A 21,451-nucleotide genomic window follows, 5' to 3' on the forward strand; every position below is an offset into this window, starting at 1 on the left:
CTATAAGTCTTGTATTTTTTTATTCATTATTGAAAACCATAATGGAGGAACCAAGGCTACCAGCATCATACCCGGGTATCCTGTTGGCATTTGTGGGCTTTCTGGTAATGATTTTAAGAGCTGATAATGTTTGCTTCCGTTATAGTGATGGTCGGAGTGACGGGATAAATTAAACAACATTAACATACCAATTCTGTGATCAGAATTCCATGAATGCGTTCTTTTTACACGCTCATAACGACCTTTTTCATTCTGTTTACGTAGTAGTCCATAATGTTCTATATAGTTTACAGTTTCAAGTAATAAAATTCCAAAAACAGCAGCGGTGATAAAAGCTAGTAATGCTTTTAATCCGAATAAAAAGAAAATACCAGCTAATAAAAGAATGTTACAGAGTGTGTAAATGAGCATTCTATTTTGTAAGTGAAACCAGCTTCTTTCTGAATTTTTTAAACGTGTATTTTCCACTTCCCAAGCTTGATAATAGCTTTGAAAATGAGAACGAATCCAAAACAGGTAAACAATTTCATTTCTTCTTGCAGTCGCGGCGTCTTTTGGAGTGGCTACATTAAAATGATGTCCTGCATTATGGTAGGGTAGAAAGTGGGTGTCTAATGAAGTTAGTAGTAAAATTTCTCCTAAAAGCTCATCAAAACGGTTGTTTCTATGTCCTAATTCATGCCCAACATTAATACCAATAACGCCACATAGCAAGCCCATAGCTGAGATTTTTCCTATATATTCTAAGATAGTTAATTGTGTGTCTTTCATTATCCATAAAAACCACACTAGGAAAACTAATTGAATAGGTACCATTGCGTATAGAATATAGGTGTAAAGTCTATTTTCTTTTTCTTGCGCTTCTTGTTCTTTATTGAAATTATTTTTATCAGGTTTAAAAAGTAATTCAAGAAGAGGAACTAAGCCGAAGAAAACAAGTAAAGGTAAAAGTGTTAACCATCCCATATTTGTAAACGAAATGTAAACAGTGATAGGGAGTGTTAAAATCGTTAAAAATTTAAGAGCTTTCATCTTGGGTGAAATTTGTCTAAATATACAAATTACAAACAAGCATCCCAAACGGGGTCAGAAGGAGTTGGAGCGGTAACCTTAATAGGTTCTTTGCTAACAGGGTGTGTAAATTGAATTTTTCGAGCATGTAAATGAATACTTCCGTCTTTGTTGCTTCTTTTAGCACCGTATTTTAAATCTCCTTTTATAGTAGAGCCAATGTTAGAAAGCTGTACGCGAATTTGATGGTGACGTCCAGTTTCCAAGTCGACCTCTAATAACGAATAATTATCTAGTTTTTTAAGCGTTTTGTAGTGAAGTATAGCTTTTTTACTTCCGTTAACCTCTTTAGTGTAAGCGGTCGATTTGTTATTTTTTGGATTCTTTTTTAAGTAATTTGTTAAGGTATCGGTTGCTTTTTTAGGTTGCTGTTGAACCACTGCCCAGTATGTTTTTTTAATGGTTTTGTCACGTAACATTTTATTTAGTCGTTCTAAGGCTTTTGAAGTACGTGCGTAGATAACGATACCTGTAGTAGGGCGATCTAGCCTGTGAACGGTTCCTAAAAATACGTTTCCAGGTTTGTTGTATTTATCTTTAATGTATTCTTTAACAACATCTAAAAGTGGTTTGTCGCCTGTTTTGTCACCTTGCACTATATCACCAGCCCGCTTATTAATCACTATAATGTGATTGTCTTCATGTAAAACTTGTAAGTTTTCTTTTGTAGAGTGCATTATTAATACTTCCCTTAAGGTATGGTGAAAATTATTTAAAATTCTCCGCTACATCTTCGTTAACTTGATCGATAAAATTTAAAAATTCATCGCGTCCCATTCCTGTAGAAGATGAGGTAACAAAAGAAATTGGTAATTCCTCCCAGTAATTTAATAATTTCTTTTTGTAAGTGGTAATTTGTTTGTTGAGTTTAGAGCTCCCTAGTTTATCAGCTTTGGTAAAAACAATACAAAACGGAATGCGGTTTTCACCTAAAAACTGCATGAATTCCAAATCTATTTTTTGTGGATCGTGGCGAGAATCAATTAAAACAAAAGTACAAACCAGCTGTTCACGTTCTTTAAAATAGTTTTCAATAAAAAATTGAAAAATTTGACGCTTTTTTTTAGAAACCTGTGCATAACCATATCCAGGAAGATCTACTAAAAACCATTCGTCATTAATTTTAAAATGGTTAATAAGTTGTGTCTTCCCTGGTTTACCAGAGGTTTTTGCCAAATCTTTACGCTCCATCAACATATTGATTAATGAAGATTTTCCGACATTTGAGCGACCTATAAAAGCGTACTCAGGTATTCTGTCTTTAGGAGCCTTGGTAACATTGCTGTTACTCATTACAAATTCAGCAGATTTTATTTTCATACTATAATTAAGCTAGTTTAGCTGTTATATTTCGCGTTTAGAAAGCCACCCTTCTAAAATTTTATTAAATTCTTCTGGTGTTTCCATCATAGCTGCATGTCCGCATTTGTCAATCCAGAATAAATCGGCATCAGGTAAAAGTTTTTTGAAGTCTTCAGCAACTTCAGGTGGAGTAACACTGTCTTGTTTTCCCCAAATTAAACAGGTAGGTTGTTTCATGTTGGGTAAATCTTTAGCCATGTTATGACGAATGGCACTTTTAGCAATAGCTAGTGTTCTAATCAAGGTATTTCTATCATTTATAACATCGTACACTTGATCAACAAGTTCGTCTGTAGCAATGGCTTTATCATAAAAAACATCTTGTGCTTTTTTTCTAACAAACTCCTTGTCACCTCTTTTAGGATAGCTATCTCCCATTGAGTTTTCGTATAATCCAGAACTACCTGTTAAAACTAATGCTTTAACATCTTCAGAATAATGTTTTGTATAGTATAAAGCTATATGTCCGCCTAGAGAATTTCCTAGTAGAGTAACATTTTTAAGCCCTTTATACTCTATGAAATCATGTAAAAACTTGGCTAAATTTTTTACATTAGTTTTAAGGAGGGGTAATGTGTATAAGGGTAACTCTGGTATAAAAACTTGATATCCTTTTTTTGAAAGATGATTAAAAGTGGAACCAAAATTACTAAGAGCTCCCATTAACCCGTGAAGAATGATAATTGGGCTTCCTTCTCCTGCTTCAGCATATGTAAATTTGTCTTCTTTCTTTAAAAATTCAGTCATATATGTTTTTGATTTGACTTAACCACAAATGTAGTTCTTTTTTATCACTTTTTCATTTTTATTATTTACTGTGTAGGTGAGTCTTTTAAGTGGTTTATTTTGAGTTTTTTATCTCCAGAAGTAAAACTTATCAACAAAGTGGTAAAAAGTGGTAAAAAGTGGTAAATATTTTTTATTTTTGATGCAAACTATAGATTCTTTACGTGGTAAGTTTAATTGGAACATATGAGTGCAAGGTAGATGCTAAAGGGAGGTTGATGATGTCGTCAGCGTTCAAGAAGCAATTGTCTTCTGTGTTGCAAGAAGGGTTTGTGATTAAACGTTCTGTTTTTCAGTCTTGTCTGGAGTTGTATCCAATGCAAGAATGGAATCTGGTAATGGCAAAAATCAATAAACTAAATCGATTTGTAAAGAAAAATAATGATTTTATCAGAAGGTTTACTGCCGGTGTGAAAATGGTGGATGTAGATGCTTCAGGGAGAGTCTTGATTCCGAAAGATTTATGTCAGTTTGCGGGTATTGAAAAGCAAGTGGTGCTCTCTTCTGCAGTGAATATTATTGAAATTTGGGATAAGGATAAGTACGAAAAAGTAATTGATGATGCTGTTGTTGATTTTGCTGAGTTAGCAGAAGAAGTAATGGGTAATACGGAAGCAGATGAGTTATCATAATCCAGTTTTATTGAAAGAAAGTGTTGATGCACTAAGTATAAAGGAAGATGGAGTTTATGTGGATGTTACCTTTGGAGGAGGGGGGCATTCTAGAGAAATATTAAGTCGATTAGGTGAAAAAGGAAGATTGTATGCTTTTGATCAAGATCCTGATGCGCAACAAAATAAAATTGACGATCCGCGTTTTGTGTTGATTGGAGAGAATTTTCGATTCATATCGAGGTTTTTGCGCTTTTATGGTGTTAGGAAAGTAGATGGGGTGCTGGCTGATTTAGGAGTGTCTTCACATCAGTTTGATGAAGCAGAAAGAGGTTTTTCTACTCGTTTTGATGCAGATTTGGACATGCGAATGGATCAGAAATCTGAATTATCAGGAAAAAAAATAATCAATACCTATAGTGAGGAAGATTTGGCGGATGTGTTGTTTTTGTATGGAGAATTGCGGAATGCGCGAACCTTGGCGAAAACTATTGTTGAGGCAAGAGTTGATAGAGAAATTAAAACGAGCTTTGAGTTAAAAGAAGTGTTGCGAAAATTTCTTCCGAAAGCAAAAGAACATAAAATACTAGCGCAAATTTTTCAAGCAATACGAATAGAAGTGAATCAGGAGTTGGAGGTGTTGAAAGAATTTTTGCAGCAAATCCCAGACTTGTTAAATGAAGAAGGTAGATTGAGTGTGATTTCATATCATTCTTTGGAAGATAGGTTGGTGAAACGATTTATAAGGACCGGATTGTTTAGTGGTGAACCAGAAAAAGATTTTTATGGTAATACCAGTGAACCACTTAAAAAAGTTGGTAAAATGATTGTGCCAACAAAAGAGGAGATAAAAGAAAATAATAGAGCACGTAGTGCGAAACTAAGAATAGCAACATTAAAGTAATGTCAATAGTAAGAAAGGGTATATACGATCTTTTAAGAGGTAGTTTTCTTACGGATGAAAGCTCGTTTAAGAATTGGCGAATTTTGATTTTTACAGTTGTTTTACTATTAGTGATGATCTATAGTTCGCATAGTGCCGATGCAAAAGTGGTGCAAATAGCAGTGCTTAATAAGAAGAAAAGAGAGTTGCGGGCTGAAGATGTGGACACGAGTACTCAATTAATGCGAATGAAGTTAGAGAGTAGTATTCGAGATAAAGTAAAAAACAAAGGGTTGTACCCTGCAAAAAAACCGCCCCAAAAAATAAAAGTAACATATAATAAAGAGTAATATAAAATGGTAGTAAAAAAAGGCATATTAAACAAACTCTACGTGATTGTTGTTTTAATGACGCTTTTCTTTGTAGTTATCATTTTTAGGCTTTTTAAACTTCAATATGTAGAAGGAGATAAGTATAGGAATCTTTCTGAAGAAGAAACAGTTAAAAACGATACTATTTTTGCAAATAGGGGAAATGTGTATGCGGCAGATGGAAATTTGTTGGCAACCTCTATGTCAAAATTTACCATTCGAATGGATGTGGTGGCGGTAGATTCTGAGATTTTTGAAAAAAATATCCGAGCACTTTCTGAGTCGCTTTCTGGATTGTTAGGGAAATCAGCTAGTTACTATCAAAAGAAGTTGCGTAATGCAAAAAAACGTAGAAACCGATATTTGTTAATAGCCCGTAATGTAGGATATAATGATTATGTGAAAATGAAAAGCTTTCCCATTTTTAATAGAGGGGTGTATCGAGGAGGCTTTATCGCGGAACAAAAAACAGTGAGAGTTCACCCAATAGGAAAAATAGCTGAACGTACAATTGGTTACGATGATTACAGAGGTGGGGCAGGAATTGAAGGTGCTTTTGCGGATTATATGCAAGGTGAAAACGGTTGGCGTTTAAAACAAAAGATAGCTAAAGGGCAATGGAAGCCTATTAATGATGTAAATGAGAAGGAGCCTGTAGATGGAAGTGATGTAATTACTACAATAGATGTAAATGTTCAAGATATAACGCATCATGCTCTGTTAAGACAGATGGAGTATTTTGAAGCAGATCATGGTTGTGCTGTAGTGATGGAAGTGGAAACAGGAGAGATTAAAGCGATTTCTAATTTAGGGAGGACTTCTAAAGGGAGGTATTACGAAAAAAGAAACTATGCTGTTTGGGAGAGTCACGAGCCTGGGTCAACTTTTAAGTTAGCTAGCTTAATGGTGGCTTTAGAAGATAAAGTTGTAGATACTTCAACTGTGGTAGATTGTGAAAAAGGAAGAATTTATATTAATAATCGTAAAGTAGAAGATAGTAAAAGAGGAGGGTACGGAAAAATATCATTAGGAAGGGTATTTGAGGTTTCTTCAAATGTTGGAATTGTGAAAACAATACAAAAGTACTACGATAAAAATCCTAAAAAATTCACGGATAGAATTAAGTCTTTTGGGTTGGATCAATTAACAGGTGTTAAAATCAAAGGAGAAGGAAAGCCTTATATACCAGAACCAACAGAGAAAAGTTGGAGCCCTATTTCATTAGAGTGGATGGCTTGGGGTTATGGGGTTTCTCTTACGCCGTTACAAACACTAGCGTTTTACAATGCAGTCGCAAATGACGGAAAGTTGGTAAAGCCATATTTTGTAAAAGAGCTAAGAGTAGGAGGTAAAGTTGAAGAAAGCTTTGGAACAGAAGTAGTAAAAGAAAAAATAGCATCACAAGAAACCTTAGATAAGGTACGAAAAGTGATGGAAAATACTATAAAATACGGAACAGGTAAAGGAATTTATTCACCAAACTTTTCTATGGCAGGAAAAACAGGAACGGCAAAAAAATACATTCCTAGAACTAAAAATGCTAAGGGAGAATATGAAGGAGGGTATTATTCAAATCAAAAGTATGTGGCTTCTTTTGCAGGTTTCTTTCCCGCAGATGAACCAAAATACTCTTGCATTGTAGTAGTTCATAGTCCTAAAAAAGAAAAAGGATATTACGGGGCTACGGTTGCTGCTCCTATATTTAAAGAAATAGCTCAAAAAATTTATACGTCAACAGCAATTAATAATCAGCTTGTTTCTGATGATATTTCAGAAGAGGTTCTTGAAAGGGAGTATCAAGAATACTATCAAAAACTAAGGAAGTATAAAACAATTATGCCTAAAGTTTTAGGTATGAGTGGAATGGATGCAATTGCATTATTAGAGAATATGGGGTTAAAAGTTAAATTTTCAGGAGTAGGAAAAGTAACAGAACAGTCCGTAGATAGGGGGCAGAAAGTCTCAAAAGGTGCAACGATATATTTAAAATTATCATAGTTGAAGAAATTAAAAGACATATTATATAAGGTAGTAGTAAAAGAAGTTTACGGGAACACTGATATTGATATAAACAATATTCAGTTTGATAGTAGACAAGTGCAGGAAGAGGATGTTTTTGTAGCTCAAAAAGGAGTAACAGTGGACGGGCATCAGTTTATAGCGAAAGCAGTATCGTTGGGTGCTAAGACTGTTATCTGTGAGTCTTTACCAGAAAATAAAAATGAAGAGGTTACTTATGTTAAAGTAGAAGATTCTAATGCGGCATTAGCAATAATAGCAACAAATTATTATAACAACCCGTCAAAAAGCTTGCAGTTAGTAGGAGTAACAGGAACAAATGGTAAAACTACAATTGCAAGCTTATTGTACCAACTGTTTAAAAAAGCAGGATATAAAGTGGGGTTGTTATCAACTGTGCGAGTAATGGTTGATGAAGAAGAATATAAAGCAACACATACAACACCAAACTCAGTAGCAATAAATCAGTATTTATCAAAAATGGTAGAAGCTGGAGTTGATTATTGTTTTATGGAGGTAAGTTCTCATGGAATACATCAAAAACGTACTGAAGGCTTAGAGTTTGCAGGAGGAGTGTTCACAAACTTATCGCATGATCATTTAGATTATCATGAAACATTTGCAGAGTATCGTGATGTTAAAAAGTCGTTTTTTGATTCGTTACCAAAAACAGCATTTGCTTTGGTGAATTTAGATGATAAAAACGGACAGATAATGTTGCAAAACACAAAGGCGAATAAACAAACTTATGCGCTTAAAACAATCGGAGATTTTAAAGCAAAAGTGTTAGAAAAACGTCTTTCAGGAACTTTGTTAACAATCAATGGAGTAGAAGTTTGGACGAAGTTAATAGGGGAATTTAATGCGTACAACTTGTTAGCTATTTATGGAGTAGCAGAGTTGTTGGGACTAGAGAAAATAGAAATTTTACGTATTGTAAGTGAGTTAGAAAGTGTGAGTGGAAGATTTCAATACACAGTTTCTGATGAGGGAGTTACAGCAATAGTAGATTATGCACATACACCAGACGCACTAAAAAATGTATTACAAACTATTAATGATATCCGAACAGGAAATGAAACTGTGATTACAGTTGTAGGTTGTGGTGGAGATAGAGATATAACAAAGCGCCCAAAAATGGCATTAATTGCTTCTCAGTTGAGCGACCAAGTTGTTTTTACTTCAGATAACCCTAGAACAGAAGATCCGCAGTCAATAATTGATGAAATGGAAACTGGAGTTGCGGCAGAAAATTATAAAAAAACACTATCAATTGTAGACCGAAGACAGGCTATAAAAACAGCTTGTAAACTAGCAACTTCAGGAGATATTGTACTTATTGCAGGAAAAGGACATGAAACTTACCAAGAAATAAATGGTGTTAGGCATCATTTTGATGATTTAGAAGAAGTAACCAACTATTTTAATCAACTAAAAAAACACTAACGAATGCTGTATTATTTATTTCAATATTTAGAAAGTGAATTTAGCTTAACAGGAGCAAGTGTGTTTCAATTCATCACATTTCGATCTGCAATGGCATTCATATTATCTCTGTTGATTTCAACCATTTTTGGTAAAAAAATCATTAACTACTTAAGAAGGCAGCAAGTAGGTGAAACAGTAAGAGATTTAGGTTTAGATGGTCAAGTACAAAAAGCAGGAACACCAACTATGGGAGGTGTAATTATAATCCTTGCAACATTAATTCCTGTGTTATTTTTAGCAAAGCTAGAAAATATATATATCGTTATTTTATTGATTACGACTGTTTGGATGGGGCTTATTGGTTTTGCGGATGATTATATAAAAGTGTTTAAAAAAGACAAGGCTGGGTTAAAAGGAAAGTTCAAAGTTTTAGGACAAGTAGGATTAGGTATAATCGTAGGTTCTATGCTGTATTTTCACCAAGATGTAACCATCAAAGAACAACTGCCAACTTCAGAACAAGTTGTGCAAGTAGATGATGGTAAAAAGAAGGTGTTTGGTGAGGCTCATAAATCGACAAAAACAACAGTTCCTTTTTTAAAGAATAACGAGTTAGATTATGCAAAAGCATTAAGCTTCTTAGGAGATGGATATGAAAAATTTGGATGGATAATCTTCATTTTTGTTACCGTTTTTGTCGTTACAGGAGTTTCAAACGGTGCGAATTTAACAGATGGTATTGATGGATTAGCGGCAGGTTCATCAGCAATTATGGTAATAACGCTGGCAATTTTTGCATGGGTATCTGGTAACATCATTTTTGCAGACTATTTAGATGTAATGTACATTCCGAAGTCTGGAGAAATGACTGTTTTCATTTTAGCGTTTGCAGGAGCTTTAATCGGTTTTCTATGGTATAATACCTATCCGGCACAAGTGTTTATGGGAGATACTGGAAGTTTAACTATTGGAGGTATCATAGCTGTAATAGCTATTGCCATAAGGAAAGAATTGTTACTGCCAGTTTTGGCTGGAATATTTGTAGTCGAGAATTTATCGGTAATACTACAAGTTTCATGGTTTAAGTACACAAAGAAGAAGTTTGGAGAAGGAAGACGAATATTTAAAATGTCTCCTCTACATCATCATTATCAAAAACTAAACTATCATGAAAGTAAAATTGTAGTACGATTTTGGATTGTAGGAATTTTATTAGCGGTATTTACCATAGTAACATTGAAGTTAAGATAAAGGAGATTTTGGAGTTGTGATTTAAGATATAAGACTGAATGAAAGAACAGATTAAAAATAGAACTAAACAATTTGCTATTGATTGTTGGAGGTTATGTAAAGAGTATCCTAAAACAAGAGAATTTGATGCATATTGTAGACAATTGATAAGATGTTCTAGTTCGGTTGGAGCTAATTATAGAGCTGCTTGTAGGGTAAAATCTTCAGCTGACTTTATTCATAAATTAAAAATTGTTGAAGAAGAAGTAGATGAAAGTATGTTTTTTTTAGAGGTTTTTATGTCAATCCATGAAAATAATCAAGAAGAATTGAAAAGGTTGCATAATGAGGCAAACGAGTTGACTTCAATTATTGTAGCTTCTATAAAAACAGTTAAAAGTAAATCATCAATCAATAAATCTAAAATCATTAATTAAAAATGAAAAGATTAGTTGTGCTTGGTGGAGGAGAAAGTGGTGTAGGAACGGCACTTTTAGGAAAACAAAAAGGATATGAAGTTTTTGTTTCAGATAAAGGAAGTATAGCAGAGCGGTATAAAAAAGTTCTTTTACATAACTCAATCGATTTTGAAGAAAATCAGCATACAGAAGATAAAATTTTAAATGCTGATGTGGTAATGAAAAGCCCTGGAATTCCAGAGAAAGTTACACTTGTGCAAAAGTTGGTTTCAAAAGGAGTTAAAGTGATTTCAGAAATAGAATTCGCTGCTCAGTTTACAGAAGCAACTATTGTGGGGATTACAGGCTCAAATGGAAAAACAACCACAACCATGCTGGTACATTATGTGTTAAAAAAAGCAGGTTTAAATGTGGGAGTTGGAGGGAATATAGGTGATAGTTTCGCTGAACAAGTGGTTGAAGATAAGTATGACGAATATGTATTGGAATTAAGCAGTTTTCAGTTAGATGGAATTGAAAATTTTAAACCACATATTGCAATAATCACCAATATAACACCAGATCATTTAGATCGATATGAATATGAATTTGATAACTATATAAACTCAAAATTCAGAATTACAAAAAATCAAACGAAAGATGATTTTTTAATATATGATGCTGATGACGAAGCAATTCAAAATTGGTTAAAAAATAACAAAACAGAAGCAACGCTAGTGCCATTTTCAATGGAAAAAGAATTAGAGTACGGGGCTTTTTTAAGACAAGACACGATAATAATGAAATTTAATACAGAAGAAAAATTAATGAAGGTTTCTGAGCTAACATTACAAGGAAAGCATAACACTAAAAATGCAATGGCTACATCAATGGCTGCAAGGTTATTGAAAGTAAGAAAAGAAACAATTGCAGAAAGTTTGTCTGATTTTGAAGGAGTAGAACATCGTTTAGAAAAAGTGCAAAAAGTAAATGGAATTGAATTCATTAACGATAGTAAAGCTACAAATGTAAATGCGGTCTTTTATGCGTTGGAGTGTATGGACAATCCAACAGTTTGGATTGTAGGAGGGGTTGATAAAGGAAATGATTATACAGATTTACTACCTTTAGTAAGAGAAAAAGTAAAAGCAATAGTTTGTTTAGGGTTAGATAACCAAAAAATCATAGACACTTTTGCGAATGTAGTAGATGTTATGGTAGAAACTGCTGGAGCAGAAGAAGCAGTAAAAGTAGCTTATAAAATAGCGCAAAAAGGAGATACAGTATTGTTGTCACCAGCATGTGCAAGTTTTGATTTATTTGATAGCTATGAAGATAGAGGAAGAAAATTTAAAGAAGCTGTAAGAAATATATAAAGTACACTAAAGATTGATGAAAAACATCTTTCGACATATTAAAGGAGACCGAGCCATTTGGGCTATAGTTGCGATGTTGGCAATATTTTCATTTATGCCAATATACAGTGCAAGTACCAATTTGGTATACGTAGTAGGAAATGGATCTACCTTAGGGCATTTAGTAAAACATATTGTATTATTAATTACAGGTTTTGCAGTCATTTATGGAGTACATAAAATACCATATAGATATTTTAGTGGAGGTTCTGTATTAATGCTTCCTGTAGTTGTTTTACTGCTGGTTTTTACCTTAGCACAAGGAACTACCATTGGAGGAGCAAATGCAAGTAGATGGATTCGTATTCCGTTTGTAGGTATTGGATTTCAAACCTCTACATTGGCAGGTTTGGTATTGATGGTATATGTTGCTCGATACTTGGCAAAAAATAAAGAAAAAGTAATTTCTTTTAAGGAAAGTTTGTTGCAGTTATGGCTTCCAGTAGGTTTAGTATTGGTGTTAATATTGCCAGCAAACTTTTCAACTACAGCCATGGTGTTTTTTATGATTTTAATGGTCTCGTTTATTGGAGGATATCCACTAAAATATATAGGATATATATTAGGAATAGGACTTTTTGCTTTTCTGTTTTTTATCTTAGTAGCTAAAGCATTTCCAGATGCAATGCCCAATCGTGTAAACACATGGAAAAGTAGAATTGAAAGCTTTTCTCAGTCTGATGGTGAAGAAGATTACCAAGTAGAAAAAGCCAAAATAGCAATTGCAACAGGAGGAGTAATAGGAAAAGGGCCAGGGAAAAGCGTACAGAAAAACTTTTTACCACAATCCTCATCCGATTTTATCTATGCAATTATAGTTGAAGAATACGGTTTTGCTGGAGCGATAGTGGTAATATTTATTTATTTCTTGTTGCTTTTCAGAATCTTAATAACTGCCAAAAAGGCTACAACCATATTTGCGACTTTATTAGTTGTAGGTGTGGGAATTCCCATTGTTTTTCAAGCAATGATTAACATGGCGGTAGCAGTGAATATTTTACCAGTAACAGGACAAACACTCCCGCTAATTAGTAGTGGAGGTACCTCAATCTGGATGACATGTTTCGCATTAGGAATGATTTTAAGTGTAAGTGCTTCTAAAAACGAAACTGAAGAAACAATTTTAGATGATAACCCTTTAGATATTTTACATGAAACGCTGGACTAAAAATACAGATGTATGGGTAGGAACTATTATGAGCGTTACATACAACACTGTTAACATAAAAAAGACTGTATGAAACAATCGATTAATATCATAATAAGTGGTGGAGGTACAGGAGGTCATATTTATCCTGCAATAGCAATTGCTAACGAAGTAAAAGTTCGTTACCCAGAAGCTAACATTTTGTTCGTAGGAGCAAAAGATAAAATGGAAATGGAAAAAGTTCCACAAGCAGGATATGAAATCAAAGGATTGTGGATTTCAGGAATCCAAAGAAAACTAACTTTAAAGAACTTAATGTTTCCTTTTAAACTAGTAAGTAGTTTATGGAAAGCATATAGAATTATACGAAAATTTAAACCAGATGTTGCTGTGGGTACTGGAGGCTTTGCAAGTGGGCCAACATTAATGGTTGCTAATAGGAAAGGGATACCAACCTTAATTCAAGAACAAAACTCGTACCCAGGAATAACAAATAGATTGTTAGGAAAAAAAGCGCAGAAAATATGTGTTGCATATGATAATTTAGAGCGCTTTTTCTCTGAAGATAAAATAATAAAAACGGGAAATCCAGTTCGTCAAGATTTACTATTTATTCATACGAAAATAGAAGAAGGAAAAGAGTTTTTTGAATTAGATACATCAAAAAAGACAATTTTAATATTAGGAGGAAGTCTTGGTGCTCGTAAAATAAATCAGTTGGTAGAAGAAAATTTAGACTTCTTCAAAAAACAAGGAGTTCAATTGATATGGCAATGTGGTAAGCTGTATTATGAAGAATATAAAAAGTATGATGAATTAGAAAATGTTCAAGTGCATCAGTTTTTGAATAGAATGGATTTAGCCTATGCAGCTGCAGATTTCATCGTGTCGAGAGCAGGAGCAAGTTCAGTATCGGAATTATGTATAGTAGGGAAGCCAACTATTTTTATTCCATCACCAAATGTGGCAGAAGATCATCAAACAAAAAATGCAAAATCTATTGCCGACAAACATGGGGCTCTAGTAGTTAAAGAGAGTGAATTAGATACTTTTCCTGTCGTATTAGAAACTTTATTAAAAGACAAAGGGAAACAAGAAAGTTTAAGTGAAAACATTAACGAGTTAGCGTTGCCAAATGCAACAAGTAATATCGTTAACGAAATAGAAAAATTAATTAGTTAGTGAATTTAAAAACGATACATAACGTTTATTTTATTGGTATTGGCGGAATAGGAATGAGTGCCTTAGCTCGCTATTTCTCTGTCAATGGAAAATTAGTTGCAGGCTACGATAAAACACCAACACCTATCACTAAAGGTTTAGAAGAAATAGAAATTGAAGTAAGTTTTGAAGATGAAGTAAAGAATATTCCAATTTCATTTTTATATAAAGAAAAAACATTGGTGGTATATACACCAGCAGTTCCTAAAAATCACTTACAATTAAATTATTTTAAAGACAACGGATATACCGTCTTGAAAAGAGCAGAAGTGTTGGGAGAAATTACAAAGAATACTTTTTGTTTGGCTGTAGCAGGAACGCATGGAAAAACAACAACTTCTTCAATTTTAGGACACATTATGCAACCAGAGAAAGCAACTTCGTTTTTAGGAGGTATTGCAGAAAACTATGATTCTAATTTAATTTTAGGAGAAGATAGGATCTCTGTTGTTGAAGCCGATGAATTTGACCGTTCGTTTTTAAAATTATCACCCAATATTGCTTGTGTAACCTCTATGGATGCTGATCATTTAGATATCTATGGAGAAAACGAATTCTTACAACAATCATTTAGAGATTTTGCAAGCAAAGTTTCTGATACTTTAATTGTCGCAAAAGGGTTGCCTTTAAAAGGTTTAACATATGCTGTTAATGAAGAAGCAGATTACAAAGCTTATAATGTAAAAATAGAAGAAGGTAAATATGTTTTTGATGTAAAAACACCAACATCGGAAATTAAAAATGTAGCATTTCATTTACCAGGAAATCATAACATGATGAATGCTTTAGCAGCATTAGCTATTGCAGATGTGTATGGAGTGTCTTTAGAGAAAGTTAAAAAGCAATTAGGAAGTTTTAAAGGAGTACAACGTAGGTTTTCGTATAAGATAAAAACAGAAGATGTTGTGCTAATTGACGATTATGCGCATCATCCTACTGAAATAAAAGCAGTAGCGCAATCTGTTAGAGAAATGTATCCCAAAGAAAAGGTATTAGCTGTATTTCAACCACACTTGTTTAGTAGAACAAGGGATTTTGCAGATGATTTTGCTAAAGCATTATCGTTGTTTGATGAAGTGTTGTTATTAGATATTTATCCAGCAAGAGAATTACCGATAAAAGGAGTTACCTCAAGTTGGTTATTAGAGAAAATTACCATTGAAGCTAAAAAACTAATCTCTAAAGAAAAATTAAGTGACGAAATTATAAAGTCAGAGTCAAAAATTATAGTAATGTTGGGAGCAGGGGATATTGGTTTATTAGTTAATAAGGTAAAAAACAAATTAGAAGAAAAATATAAAAAATAGAATGAAAAAATTAGCAACATTTTTATCTTTTTTCTTGCTGCTGATGTTTTTGATGTTTTTGTATGGTTTTACAACTAATAGAAATGGATCAAAAAAAGTAAAAAGCACGGTAGTAGAGTTTGCTGCTGGAGATAATAACTTTTTGACACACAGTATGGTTGATAAAATGTTAATACAAAATGATGAATTTGTTAAAAACCAACCAAAAAGATTGGTAGATTTACATTTTCTAGAAACTAATGTTTCGGCGAACCCGTATGTTGAAAAAATAGCTGTGTTTTTAACCATAGATGGGGTGTTAAAAACTACCATAAAACAACGAACACCGATAGCTAGAATTGTTGATAAATACAAATCTTTTTATGTTGATAAGTATGGGGTTAAAATTCCGTTATCTACAAATTTTTCAGCAAGAGTACCATTAGTTTTAGGAGTGAGGGAGCCAGAAGAAATCAAAGAATTAACAACGTTAATAAAAACCATAAATAGTAGTAGTTTTTTTGCTAAAGAAATTATTGCTATAGAAAGAGACGCCCAAAGCGAATATACATTTACAGTTCGTAGTGGTGACTATAAGATAATTTTTGGAGAGTTAATAGATGCCTCAATAAAGTTTAAAAAGCTAACAGCATTTTATAACAAAGCATTTACAGATAAAACCATTAATAATTACAAAGCTATAAATGTAAAATACCACAACCAAGTTGTGTGCACAAAACAAAATCAAGATGGAGAACAATAAAATAGCAGTTGGTTTAGATATTGGTACAACCAAGATTGTTGCCATGATTGGTCGTAAAAACGAATACGGTAAGCTTGAAGTTTTAGGTATTGGTAAAGCGAAAAGTTTAGGTGTAAAAAGAGGTGTAGTCAATAATATTACGCAAACAATTCAATCTATTCAGCAAGCAGCTGAAGAGGCAGAAAGTATTTCGGGATATAAAATAGAAAATGTTGTTGTAGGTATTGCTGGACAACATATACGTAGTTTACATCATAGCGACTATATAACTAGAGAAAAATCAGAAGAGGTAATTGACAGAACTGATATAGAAAATTTAGTGAGTCAGGTACACAAATTGGTTATGTTACCTGGTGAAGAAATTATTCATGTATTACCACAAGAATTCAAGGTAGATAGTCAGCCAGATATCAAAGAACCTATAGGGATGTATGGAGGAAGATTAGAAGCTAATTTCCATGTTGTAGTAGGTCAAGTATCTTCCATTCGAAATGTAGGAAGGTGTATTAAAAGTGCAGGTTTAACTCTCTCAGATATTACACTTGAACCACTAGCCTCAGCTTCGGCAGTGCTTAGTCAAGAAGAAAAAGAAGCTGGAGTAGCACTAATTGATATAGGTGGCGGAACTACAGATTTAGCAATATTTAAAGATGGAATTATTCGTCATACAGCAGTTATTCCCTTTGGAGGTAATGTTATTACAGAAGATATTAAAGAAGGTTGTTCAATAATTGAAAAACAGGCAGAATTATTAAAAATAAAGTTTGGTTCAGCATGGCCCGGAGAAAACAAAGAAACAGAAATTGTTTCGATTCCAGGGTTAAGAGGAAGAGAACCTAAAGAAATTACACTTAAAAATTTATCAAAAATAATTCATGCAAGAGTTCAAGAAATAATTGAACACGTATATCTAGAAATTAAGAACTACGGACACGAAACTCAAAAAGGAAAATTAATTGCAGGTATTGTATTAACAGGAGGTGGAGCTCAATTAAAACATTTACGTCAGTTGGTAGAATATATTACTGGAATGGACGTTCGTATTGGATATCCTAATGAACATTTAGCTGGAGATTCTGATGAAGTATTATCGAGCCCAGCATTTGCAACAGCTGTAGGATTGTTAATGGAAGGTTTACAAAAAGAAGCAGAAGAAAAAGTAGTTATTGAAGAAACACCAGAGGTGTTAGTAGAAGAAACTATTGAGGAAGAAAAAGAAATTATAGAAGAAGTTCAAGAAGAGAAGGAACATAAAGCGAAAAAACCTAAATCTTTTTTTGATAAGTTCACAGAACGATTCAAAGAATTTTTAGATAACGCAGAGTAATTAGTATATATAAGAATACTCCTAATTAATCCCCTAAAAAGGAGTGTAAAATTGAATAAGAATTAATAAAAAAGAAAAGTTATTATGAGCGCAGAATTTGATAACATTTCATTCGACATGCCAAAAACACAATCGAATGCCATTAAAGTAATTGGTGTTGGTGGGGGAGGAAGCAATGCTGTAAACCACATGTATAGTAAACAAATTCACGGAGTAGATTTTGTAATTTGTAATACAGATGCACAAGCATTAGAAAACAGTCCTATACCTAATAAGGTTCAATTAGGAGCACACTTAACTTCTGGTTTAGGTGCAGGTGCTAATCCAGAAATTGGAGCACAAGCAGCGGCTGAAAGTATACAGGAAATTCAACAAATGTTGAGTACACATACCAAAATGGTGTTTATCACCGCAGGTATGGGAGGAGGTACGGGTACAGGAGCAGCTCCTATTATAGCAAAAATAGCTAAAGATATGGATATTTTAACGGTAGGAATCGTTACGATGCCATTTCAATTTGAAGGACGAATGCGCTCAAAACAAGCTCAAAAAGGAATTGATGATTTACGTGATAATGTAGATTCATTAATTGTTATCAATAATAATAAACTGCGCGAAGTTTATGGTAACTTAGGTTTTAAAGCAGGTTTTTCTAAGGCAGATGAAGTATTAGCAACAGCAGCCAAGGGTATAGCAGAGGTAATTACCCATCATTATAAGCAAAACATCGATTTACACGATGCTAAAACAGTACTATCAAACAGTGGTACAGCAATTATGGGATCTGCAAAAGAAACAGGAGCAAACAGAGCTAAAAATGCTATTGTAAAAGCATTAGACTCTCCTTTGTTGAACGATAATAAAATTACTGGAGCTAAAAATGTATTACTATTAATCGTTTCGGGAGGAAATGAAGTTACGCTAGATGAAATAGGAGAAATTAATGATTATATTCAGGATGAAGCAGGTTATGACGCCAATATTATTATGGGTATTGGAGAAGATGAATCATTAGAAGACGGAATAGCTGTAACCGTTGTAGCTACGGGTTTTGCTGCTGATCAGCAAGGGAATATAACCAATACTGAGGTGAAAAAAATAGTTCATACTTTAGAAGATGAACAAAAGGCAACTTATAATTTTGGAGATCAACAAGTACAAACTTCTACACCAATTAATGAGCCTATAAAAAACAAGCCATCAAATAAAGTTATTCATGTTTTAGAGGAAGAAAAAGTTGAACCAAGAGCTGAAATTATTCCAACAACACAAGCAATAAAAAATATAGATGTTACATACGATGAAATTGAAATAGAAACAGTTTCTGAAGACGATTTCATTATTACTAATATAGCCGAACCTAAAGTAGAAGAAAGAGAAGTAAAAGAGCAATCAACACAACAAGACTTGTTGTTTGATTTACCATTAAATTCTTATGAAGAAATAAAACCAGCATCTCATCTAGTTGAAACGTCTAACGAGATTAAAAATATCGAAGTAGAAGCTGAAGAAGTAAAGTATCATAAGGTTGAAAAGCGCTATGTATTAGATGACTTCAGTGCACAACCAACAATTGGTAAAAGCTCTACTCCGATAATTAAAGACCAAGTAGAAGAGGAGTTACAATTTGAGGTAAAATCTCAAACACAAGAAAAAATTAATAATATAAACACTACAAGTGAAGAAGTTTCTCCATTAGATTTAACAATTTCTGAATTGCAGAAAAGAGCTAAGGAAAGAAGAGAGAAAATGAAGGGTTTTAATTATAAATTTAATGATCAGGTTAGTAAAAATATAGATGAAATAGAACGTCAACCAGCATATAAAAGATTAGGAGTTGATATTGAAGCAGGATCAGATATTAGTAAATCAGATACAGCATTGAATACAGATAATAACGATTTATTACGTTCTAATAATTCGTTTTTACACGATAATGTAGATTAATAAAAGAATAACACTTATTTTTAAAATCCCGATTTATCGGGATTTTTTAATACTTTAAAACATAAAAATATGAGTTTGCAAAAGCAGGTAATGGATAAAATGAAAGAAGCTATGAAGTCTAAAGACACGGTAGCTTTAACGGCTTTAAGAGCATTAAAGTCAGCTTTTATGCTAGCAAATACCGAAGCGGGAGCAGGAGAGCTTACAGAAGCAGAAGAATTAAAAATTATTCAAAAGCAGGTAAAACAACGTAAAGATAGTGCTACTGTGTTTACAGAACAAGGACGTAATGATTTGGCTGAACCTGAATTAGCTGAAGCGGCTATTTTAGAACAATTTTTACCTGAAGCTTTAAGTGAAGAAGAAATTGGAAATGTTGTAGAGAAAACTATTGCAGATGTTGGTGCTGAAGGAATGAAAGATATGGGAAAAGTAATGGGAATTGTATCGAAGCAATTAGCAGGACAAGCAGATGGGAAAACAATTTCAGCAATTGTAAAAGCTAAATTGGCATAACAATTATTTTATAGACTCAGTAGTTCAACTGGATAGAACATCAGATTTCGGCTCTGAGGGTTGGGGGTTCGAGTCCTCTCTGGGTCACTAAAAATAGAAAGAGATTGTTACTATAACAATCTCTTTTTGATAAAAACAATCTTTTTATGAGAACAAAGTATAGTTTTTACCTACTATGTTTTAATACTTATCCCAAAATATTTTAGTAGTCATTAAATCTCCTCCTATTTTTGCTGAAGCAGTCTCATAATTCGTTTTGTTAAGTGTTGCTTCTAAATGAGAATAGATATTCCTAACAGGTACTTTGCCATCTGCTTCAGATACAGCATTATCAGGAGCTTTTATGTTTGGAAAGTCCAGTCTACGATATTCAGTCCAAGCTTCAAAGCCTCTATTGTAATAAGATATCCATAATTGATACGCGATTTTTTCTTTTGTGGTACCAGACGCAGTATTAAAAGAAACATCAGGTCTATTTAAGTAGTTTTGCTTATCTAAAGAACTTACATTCCAATAGTCCATGCTAGCTTCAATTCCTTGCATATAATAGGTGGCACTTGTTCCTCCAACATCAAAACCTCTATTAGCAGCATCAGCTAATAAAAATGATGTTTCGGCAAAATCAAACAAAACACCAGGCAAAGAAGGATCTCTAAATATTTCAATATTTGTATTAGATGTATTTTGATACCCACCTCCACTGGGACCTATTGCGTATGGATAACCAACATATTCTCCATTTATTTTTGAATTAGAATTAAAAAAAATATCTCTTCTAGGGTCTTTTTTTGAATTTAACTCATCTACTAAAAACTTTGTTGGAACATAATGATTTTCAGTTGTAAGAGCTAGAAAAATAGGATTCCTTTGACCAGAGACAGAATAATATTGTAATAGTGCATTTTCAGAATTATTAGATATTACTCCAGATTTAAAGGCGCTTTCAATTAAATCTTTAGCATCAGAGTTAAGTTCAGGTATATCTGCTAAATGAAGTCCTAACTTTAGCTTAATACTGTTAGCTAGTTTTTTCCATAGATTAACATTTCCTCCATAAATTAAATCTCCAGAAGAAAAACTAGATTCATTCGTGTTTAGCTGATTAATGGCTTTATTAAGACGATCTGCTAAGCTTAAATAAATTTCTTGAGCATCATCATATTTAGGTTTTGGATATTTTACAAAATCTAAAGCTTCAGTATATGGTACATCACCATATAAATCAACAAGTGTTTGAAAAACGGCAATCATTTGTATTTCTACAATAGCAATTTTGTTTTGCTTTTCAGCTTCTTTGTTAGGTGTTACATTTTGTGATATTATTATCTCTTTTGCGTTTTTAAAATCAGTTAAAACATCTCTATAAAGTAGATTCCAGAAACCTGTACCAATATTTCTTTTTGTTTGATTATATCTGTCTTCATCAACAAATTCGGTATTAGTCCAATACTGAACATATTTTCTGAAATTATTAGAGTTAGGGTTTGTATTTGTTAAGAAATACATGTAGCTCACTTGAGATTGCGTCATAAGGGCTTCAGGTAATACAGTTTCATACCCTTTAGTGTCAGTATTTAGGTTTTCAATATCATTACAAGAAGAAAATAATAAAGTTATTCCTAATCCTAATATTACAGTTCTTTTTATTTTATGGACTATTTTCATATCTA

20 protein-coding genes and 1 tRNA gene are annotated in these 21,451 nt (G+C 33.1%); 16 read left to right on the forward strand and 5 right to left on the reverse strand.

All coding sequences use genetic code 11. From position 1 onward, the window contains the following. Genes ABMY20_RS12040 through ABMY20_RS12055 form a run of 4 tightly spaced genes read right to left on the reverse strand, consistent with a single transcriptional unit; the run spans window position 1 to window position 3,180 of the window. Window positions 1-1,032 (reverse strand): alkane 1-monooxygenase, encoded by a 1,032-nt coding sequence (locus tag ABMY20_RS12040; protein WP_047790356.1) that lies wholly within the window; start codon window positions 1,030-1,032, stop codon window positions 1-3. Window positions 1,033-1,061: 29 nt separating this feature from the next. Beyond that, a complete protein-coding gene (locus ABMY20_RS12045) occupies window positions 1,062-1,748 on the reverse strand; it encodes an RluA family pseudouridine synthase (RefSeq protein ID WP_073184252.1) in 687 nt (228 codons plus the stop codon). Between the two features lie 31 nt (window positions 1,749-1,779). Then, window positions 1,780-2,391, reverse strand: coding sequence for a ribosome biogenesis GTP-binding protein YihA/YsxC (gene yihA, locus ABMY20_RS12050; protein ID WP_173360818.1), 612 nt, complete (start codon window positions 2,389-2,391; stop codon window positions 1,780-1,782). 24 nt (window positions 2,392-2,415) lie between these two features. Beyond that, the gene (locus ABMY20_RS12055; protein WP_073184256.1) at window positions 2,416-3,180 is read right to left on the reverse strand and encodes an alpha/beta hydrolase; all 765 of its coding nucleotides are present in this window, start codon (window positions 3,178-3,180) and stop codon (window positions 2,416-2,418) included. Between the two features lie 203 nt (window positions 3,181-3,383). Between ABMY20_RS12055 and mraZ the strand changes: the two genes are divergently transcribed. The 16 genes from mraZ to ABMY20_RS12135 all read left to right on the forward strand — a co-directional run bounded on the left by mraZ (window position 3,384) and on the right by ABMY20_RS12135 (window position 19,868). Further along, complete coding sequence (mraZ, locus tag ABMY20_RS12060; protein ID WP_159494756.1) at window positions 3,384-3,851, forward strand: division/cell wall cluster transcriptional repressor MraZ; 468 nt, start codon at window positions 3,384-3,386, stop codon at window positions 3,849-3,851. Beyond that, window positions 3,838-4,734, forward strand: a complete 897-nt coding sequence (gene rsmH / locus ABMY20_RS12065; protein ID WP_349265395.1) for a 16S rRNA (cytosine(1402)-N(4))-methyltransferase RsmH — start codon at window positions 3,838-3,840, stop codon at window positions 4,732-4,734. The genes mraZ and rsmH overlap by 14 nt, the downstream gene beginning before the upstream one ends. Continuing rightward, window positions 4,734-5,063 carry an FtsL-like putative cell division protein gene (locus ABMY20_RS12070; RefSeq protein ID WP_047790362.1) on the forward strand — a complete coding sequence of 110 codons (330 nt, stop codon included), beginning with the start codon at window positions 4,734-4,736 and terminating at the stop codon, window positions 5,061-5,063. The genes rsmH and ABMY20_RS12070 overlap by 1 nt, the downstream gene beginning before the upstream one ends. Window positions 5,064-5,069: 6 nt before the next feature. Continuing rightward, entirely contained in the window at window positions 5,070-7,082 is a 2,013-nt protein-coding gene (locus tag ABMY20_RS12075; RefSeq protein ID WP_231128355.1) for a penicillin-binding protein, read from the forward strand. Then, window positions 7,083-8,549, forward strand: coding sequence for a UDP-N-acetylmuramoyl-L-alanyl-D-glutamate--2,6-diaminopimelate ligase (locus ABMY20_RS12080; RefSeq protein WP_349265396.1), 1,467 nt, complete (start codon window positions 7,083-7,085; stop codon window positions 8,547-8,549). A 3-nt stretch (window positions 8,550-8,552) separates the two neighbouring features. Continuing rightward, window positions 8,553-9,782: a phospho-N-acetylmuramoyl-pentapeptide-transferase gene (mraY, locus tag ABMY20_RS12085; protein WP_349265397.1), complete on the forward strand. Its 1,230-nt coding sequence runs from the start codon at window positions 8,553-8,555 to the stop codon at window positions 9,780-9,782. Between the two features lie 38 nt (window positions 9,783-9,820). Next, window positions 9,821-10,198, forward strand: coding sequence for a four helix bundle protein (locus ABMY20_RS12090; protein WP_349265398.1), 378 nt, complete (start codon window positions 9,821-9,823; stop codon window positions 10,196-10,198). 2 nt (window positions 10,199-10,200) lie between these two features. Next, window positions 10,201-11,535, forward strand: a complete 1,335-nt coding sequence (gene murD / locus ABMY20_RS12095) for a UDP-N-acetylmuramoyl-L-alanine--D-glutamate ligase (RefSeq protein WP_159494753.1) — start codon at window positions 10,201-10,203, stop codon at window positions 11,533-11,535. A 16-nt stretch (window positions 11,536-11,551) separates the two neighbouring features. Then, window positions 11,552-12,742, forward strand: coding sequence for an FtsW/RodA/SpoVE family cell cycle protein (locus tag ABMY20_RS12100; protein WP_073184272.1), 1,191 nt, complete (start codon window positions 11,552-11,554; stop codon window positions 12,740-12,742). A gap of 69 nt (window positions 12,743-12,811) precedes the next feature. Further along, window positions 12,812-13,903 carry an undecaprenyldiphospho-muramoylpentapeptide beta-N-acetylglucosaminyltransferase gene (gene murG, locus ABMY20_RS12105; RefSeq protein ID WP_349265399.1) on the forward strand — a complete coding sequence of 364 codons (1,092 nt, stop codon included), beginning with the start codon at window positions 12,812-12,814 and terminating at the stop codon, window positions 13,901-13,903. Then, entirely contained in the window at window positions 13,903-15,249 is a 1,347-nt protein-coding gene (gene murC / locus ABMY20_RS12110; RefSeq protein WP_073184277.1) for a UDP-N-acetylmuramate--L-alanine ligase, read from the forward strand. The genes murG and murC overlap by 1 nt, the downstream gene beginning before the upstream one ends. 1 nt (window position 15,250) lies before the next feature. After that, complete coding sequence (locus ABMY20_RS12115; protein ID WP_047790371.1) at window positions 15,251-15,991, forward strand: hypothetical protein; 741 nt, start codon at window positions 15,251-15,253, stop codon at window positions 15,989-15,991. Further along, on the forward strand, window positions 15,978-17,318 hold the full coding sequence (gene ftsA / locus ABMY20_RS12120; RefSeq protein ID WP_047790372.1) for a cell division protein FtsA: 1,341 nt from the start codon (window positions 15,978-15,980) through the stop codon (window positions 17,316-17,318). Before ABMY20_RS12115 ends, ftsA begins: the two co-directional genes overlap by 14 nt. A gap of 84 nt (window positions 17,319-17,402) precedes the next feature. Next, the gene (ftsZ, locus tag ABMY20_RS12125) at window positions 17,403-19,265 is read left to right on the forward strand and encodes a cell division protein FtsZ (RefSeq protein ID WP_047790373.1); all 1,863 of its coding nucleotides are present in this window, start codon (window positions 17,403-17,405) and stop codon (window positions 19,263-19,265) included. A gap of 69 nt (window positions 19,266-19,334) precedes the next feature. Then, window positions 19,335-19,781 carry a GatB/YqeY domain-containing protein gene (locus ABMY20_RS12130; RefSeq protein ID WP_281980591.1) on the forward strand — a complete coding sequence of 149 codons (447 nt, stop codon included), beginning with the start codon at window positions 19,335-19,337 and terminating at the stop codon, window positions 19,779-19,781. A gap of 13 nt (window positions 19,782-19,794) precedes the next feature. Further along, a tRNA-Arg gene (locus tag ABMY20_RS12135) sits at window positions 19,795-19,868 on the forward strand. A 93-nt stretch (window positions 19,869-19,961) separates the two neighbouring features. Here ABMY20_RS12135 and ABMY20_RS12140 read toward each other — a convergent pair. After that, entirely contained in the window at window positions 19,962-21,446 is a 1,485-nt protein-coding gene (locus tag ABMY20_RS12140) for a SusD/RagB family nutrient-binding outer membrane lipoprotein (RefSeq protein WP_349265400.1), read from the reverse strand. Between the last annotated feature and the right edge of the window lie 5 nt (window positions 21,447-21,451).

The sequence above is a fragment of the Tenacibaculum sp. SSH1-16 genome, from assembly GCF_040104435.1.
GTDB classification, from domain to species: domain Bacteria; phylum Bacteroidota; class Bacteroidia; order Flavobacteriales; family Flavobacteriaceae; genus Polaribacter; species Polaribacter mesophilus.

Coding starts and splice junctions, on each gene's coding strand:
- ABMY20_RS12040 (WP_047790356.1), bottom strand. CDS start 1,032: ATGAAAGCTCTTAAATTTTTAACGATTTTAACACTCCCTATCACTGTT.
- ABMY20_RS12045 (WP_073184252.1), bottom strand. CDS start 1,748: ATGCACTCTACAAAAGAAAACTTACAAGTTTTACATGAAGACAATCAC.
- yihA (WP_173360818.1), bottom strand. CDS start 2,391: ATGAAAATAAAATCTGCTGAATTTGTAATGAGTAACAGCAATGTTACC.
- ABMY20_RS12055 (WP_073184256.1), bottom strand. CDS start 3,180: ATGACTGAATTTTTAAAGAAAGAAGACAAATTTACATATGCTGAAGCA.
- rsmH (WP_349265395.1), top strand. CDS start 3,838: ATGAGTTATCATAATCCAGTTTTATTGAAAGAAAGTGTTGATGCACTA.
- ABMY20_RS12070 (WP_047790362.1), top strand. CDS start 4,734: ATGTCAATAGTAAGAAAGGGTATATACGATCTTTTAAGAGGTAGTTTT.
- ABMY20_RS12075 (WP_231128355.1), top strand. CDS start 5,070: ATGGTAGTAAAAAAAGGCATATTAAACAAACTCTACGTGATTGTTGTT.
- mraY (WP_349265397.1), top strand. CDS start 8,553: ATGCTGTATTATTTATTTCAATATTTAGAAAGTGAATTTAGCTTAACA.
- ABMY20_RS12090 (WP_349265398.1), top strand. CDS start 9,821: ATGAAAGAACAGATTAAAAATAGAACTAAACAATTTGCTATTGATTGT.
- murD (WP_159494753.1), top strand. CDS start 10,201: ATGAAAAGATTAGTTGTGCTTGGTGGAGGAGAAAGTGGTGTAGGAACG.
- ABMY20_RS12100 (WP_073184272.1), top strand. CDS start 11,552: ATGAAAAACATCTTTCGACATATTAAAGGAGACCGAGCCATTTGGGCT.
- murG (WP_349265399.1), top strand. CDS start 12,812: ATGAAACAATCGATTAATATCATAATAAGTGGTGGAGGTACAGGAGGT.
- ABMY20_RS12115 (WP_047790371.1), top strand. CDS start 15,251: ATGAAAAAATTAGCAACATTTTTATCTTTTTTCTTGCTGCTGATGTTT.
- ftsA (WP_047790372.1), top strand. CDS start 15,978: ATGGAGAACAATAAAATAGCAGTTGGTTTAGATATTGGTACAACCAAG.
- ftsZ (WP_047790373.1), top strand. CDS start 17,403: ATGAGCGCAGAATTTGATAACATTTCATTCGACATGCCAAAAACACAA.
- ABMY20_RS12130 (WP_281980591.1), top strand. CDS start 19,335: ATGAGTTTGCAAAAGCAGGTAATGGATAAAATGAAAGAAGCTATGAAG.
- ABMY20_RS12140 (WP_349265400.1), bottom strand. CDS start 21,446: ATGAAAATAGTCCATAAAATAAAAAGAACTGTAATATTAGGATTAGGA.